This is a genomic window from Dehalococcoidales bacterium, assembly GCA_028716225.1.
Lineage (GTDB): Bacteria > Chloroflexota > Dehalococcoidia > Dehalococcoidales > UBA5760 > UBA5760.
This window is the reverse complement of the sequence record JAQUQE010000148.1, coordinates 1-2,632: the sequence shown is the minus strand read 5'-3', so window position 1 is coordinate 2,632 and position 2,632 is coordinate 1. Positions and strand designations below refer to the sequence as shown.

Here is a 2,632-nt window from a genome sequence, read left to right as displayed (position 1 = left end):
TTTTCTATCTCATAATAATCAAATCCATCAGGTAGAATATACTTAATTTGATCCCACCATTGAGAAGCATCAAACAATACATTTTGAGGAACACAATCATGTGTATATGTTCGAGCTATAATTTTTAGATTTGGATTAATTTGTTTTAATTGTAAACAAAAATTATAAATTCCATCCGTACATTTTGCAGATTGAATATTAAAAATAAAGGGGGCTATAGCACTTGCCCCCTCACCGTTTAACAAATGGACTCCTGGGAATGTGTCTTGTGATTGTGGAAAAGGGTCTTCGTAGGGTATTGACTTACATCCTTCCACAACAGTATAAAAATCAGCAGTCCAACCATCATATATTTTGTACCACCTAAATCCACCCCCATCATAATAGGCTTCTGGATAAATATAATCTCCTAAACCTATTATTCCAACCTGAGAAGCTGAAGTAGCTGGCAAACTACGAATACGAATAGAACTACCAGATTGATTTTGCATTAAACAAAAGTTTTCTGGTGTTGGTGTGGGAGTTATTGTAGGAACATCTGTAGGTGTGGGTGTATATACTTCTTGCGTAGGTTCATCACTGGGAGTAGCTGTGATAATCCAGGGCGTATAAGTAGGTTGTGGTTCAGAAGTAACTACATAGGGTGTTAATGTAGCTATCCAATTCCAACTACCATCAGCATTAAGTTCAATAATAGCTGAAGATTGGGAACCTACCACACCAACAACGCCAGCAACTATCGTAATAACACCCAACACTAGTGCTACTTTTATTCGTGTTTCCACTAGCTTTTAGGAGCCTCAATCTCTCCATCAGTCAACATTTCAGCTTTTTCTACCAACTCCTGTAGAATATTTCTAAGTTCAGTAGGAAGATTTGGACCAACTGTATCCAGAATACCGTTTGCCTGCTCAGCCAATGTGTGTATAGTTTTTATAGTTTTGTTTTCGCCATATTTAGCCAAAACAACATCGGCATTAGTAACCAGTGAAAGTAGAAGTGGATTAACAAGATTAATAACTGACTCTGCAAGTGCTTTATGGGCAACAGATATATATCTAGATTTAGCAATCCATGCCAATGCAACAATCAATACACTAGAAACAATTCCTACAACAATAATGATCAAATCGCTTTGTTCCATTTTACACTCCTTATGTTTATCAATGTATACTTGATTTTATCACATATCTATGGTATACTGAAATAATCAAAAGGAATAGACGCGGGCAGGATCGGCCTGCCTTATCAGGAGGATTGAACAATGAGCAGAGTATACAAATCAACCAGTAGTCTCGAATACAAAGGCGATACATGGCTGCACGTCGCACGGCAGATTGACGCGGATCGCACGTGTCTACTTGAGTCGCTTGTGACCCTGGAAACGCAGATCGAAAGCCTGCAAGACAAGATCAGCACAGCGCGCATGTATGCGTTCGCTTTGCGCGAGATGCTTGACCGCGACTCCTACGTAGCCGACGACAAAATAAAATACTACCTCACGGACATCATCAAAGAACTGTCCGGTGTGGATACTGAAGAATTACGCGCGTAATCAGAGAGTGAAATATCGAATAAGCGGCCCCGCCGCAGGAGGATGAACGATGACCGATACTCGCGCAATGAACTACGTCTGGTGGGTTACTGGCCTACTCGCCTACAAGCTGCTGGCACAGGGGAGTTATGCCAGCGTAGCACATCTGATGCGCAAAGCCACTGCGCTCGGACTCGTCAATGACTGGCGGACGTGCGTGATCATGCACTATCCGATAGATAAACTGTAGAGGACAAATGATCATGCCGATAGTAGTTGAATGCCTTATCGAGATCAGGGGCGGGGATCGCCCTGCCCTACCAGGAGGATGATATGAACGAAACGAGAACTACTGTACTAGCGATCAAAACCTACGATGACATCATGGCGCTTGAGCCATGTTACGATCCCGCCGAAGTCGGGTATTGCACCCACGAGTGGCGAGGGACCGCGCTAGACGTGCTGCGGGCGGAGAACATCCCCGCCAAGGATCGGCTGTGGCTGGTGCTGAATGACGGGTGGGTGCCAGATCGCACCTTGCACGAGTTTGCGATCTGGTGCGCAGAACAGGCTTTAGCACTGATTGAGACGCCCGATCCGCGCAGTCTCAGGGCGCTGGAAATCAAACGGGCGTGGCTGGACGGGATGGCAACTGATGACGAGTTGGCCGCCGCAGAGGCCGCCGCAGAGGCCGCCGCACGGGACGCCGCACGGGACGCCGCATGGGCCGCCGCACGGGCCGCCGCAGAGGCCGCCGCACGGGACGCCGCACGGGACGTCGCACGGGACGCCGCATGGGCCGCCGCACGGGCCGCCGCAGAGGCCGCCGCACGGGACGCCGCCCCCGCTGACATCCGCTATCTGCTGAAGCGGATCGCGGAACTTGAACTAGAAGTAGAAATGCTCCGCGATTGGATAGAAGATGAGGGAGAATAGCAATGATCACTGAAGACCTGGACGCGATCCGGGAGCGGCTGGCGGGCAAAATACCCTACGGTCCCGCGCCGGACTATAAGGACACGGTAAGCGACATCCGCGCGCTGCTGGCCCTGCATGACGCACTTGAGGATATTTTACACGCGCTGGTGGATGAAACAG

The 2,632-nt window shown here is 48.2% G+C and carries 5 protein-coding genes; 3 read left to right on the top strand and 2 right to left on the bottom strand.

The window, feature by feature from the left end:
* Both PHI12_15060 and PHI12_15055 read right to left on the bottom strand, forming a co-directional pair.
* Window positions 1–785 (bottom strand): hypothetical protein (locus PHI12_15060; GenBank protein MDD5512103.1); only part of this gene is annotated, 785 nt, incomplete at its 3' end.
* Window positions 785–1,144 carry a hypothetical protein gene (locus tag PHI12_15055; protein ID MDD5512102.1) on the bottom strand — a complete coding sequence of 120 codons (360 nt, stop codon included), beginning with the start codon at window positions 1,142–1,144 and terminating at the stop codon, window positions 785–787. The genes PHI12_15055 and PHI12_15060, both read right to left, overlap by 1 nt.
* A 120-nt stretch (window positions 1,145–1,264) precedes the next feature.
* Here PHI12_15055 and PHI12_15050 point away from each other — a divergent pair, with 120 nt between their 5' ends.
* The 3 genes from PHI12_15050 (at window position 1,265) to PHI12_15040 (ending at window position 2,470) form a co-directional block, all read left to right on the top strand.
* Window positions 1,265–1,555, top strand: a complete 291-nt coding sequence (locus tag PHI12_15050) for a hypothetical protein (GenBank protein MDD5512101.1) — start codon at window positions 1,265–1,267, stop codon at window positions 1,553–1,555.
* Window positions 1,556–1,604: 49 nt separating this feature from the next.
* Complete coding sequence (locus PHI12_15045) at window positions 1,605–1,784, top strand: hypothetical protein (protein ID MDD5512100.1); 180 nt, start codon at window positions 1,605–1,607, stop codon at window positions 1,782–1,784.
* Window positions 1,785–1,867: 83 nt separating this feature from the next.
* Complete coding sequence (locus PHI12_15040) at window positions 1,868–2,470, top strand: hypothetical protein (GenBank protein MDD5512099.1); 603 nt, start codon at window positions 1,868–1,870, stop codon at window positions 2,468–2,470.
* Window positions 2,471–2,632: the final 162 nt, after the last annotated feature.

Excerpts from the sequence above, each read along its gene's own strand:
- PHI12_15050 (MDD5512101.1), top strand. The coding sequence starts at position 1,265 with ATGAGCAGAGTATACAAATCAACCAGTAGTCTCGAATACAAAGGCGAT.
- PHI12_15055 (MDD5512102.1), bottom strand. The coding sequence starts at position 1,144 with ATGGAACAAAGCGATTTGATCATTATTGTTGTAGGAATTGTTTCTAGT.
- PHI12_15045 (MDD5512100.1), top strand. The coding sequence starts at position 1,605 with ATGACCGATACTCGCGCAATGAACTACGTCTGGTGGGTTACTGGCCTA.
- PHI12_15040 (MDD5512099.1), top strand. The coding sequence starts at position 1,868 with ATGAACGAAACGAGAACTACTGTACTAGCGATCAAAACCTACGATGAC.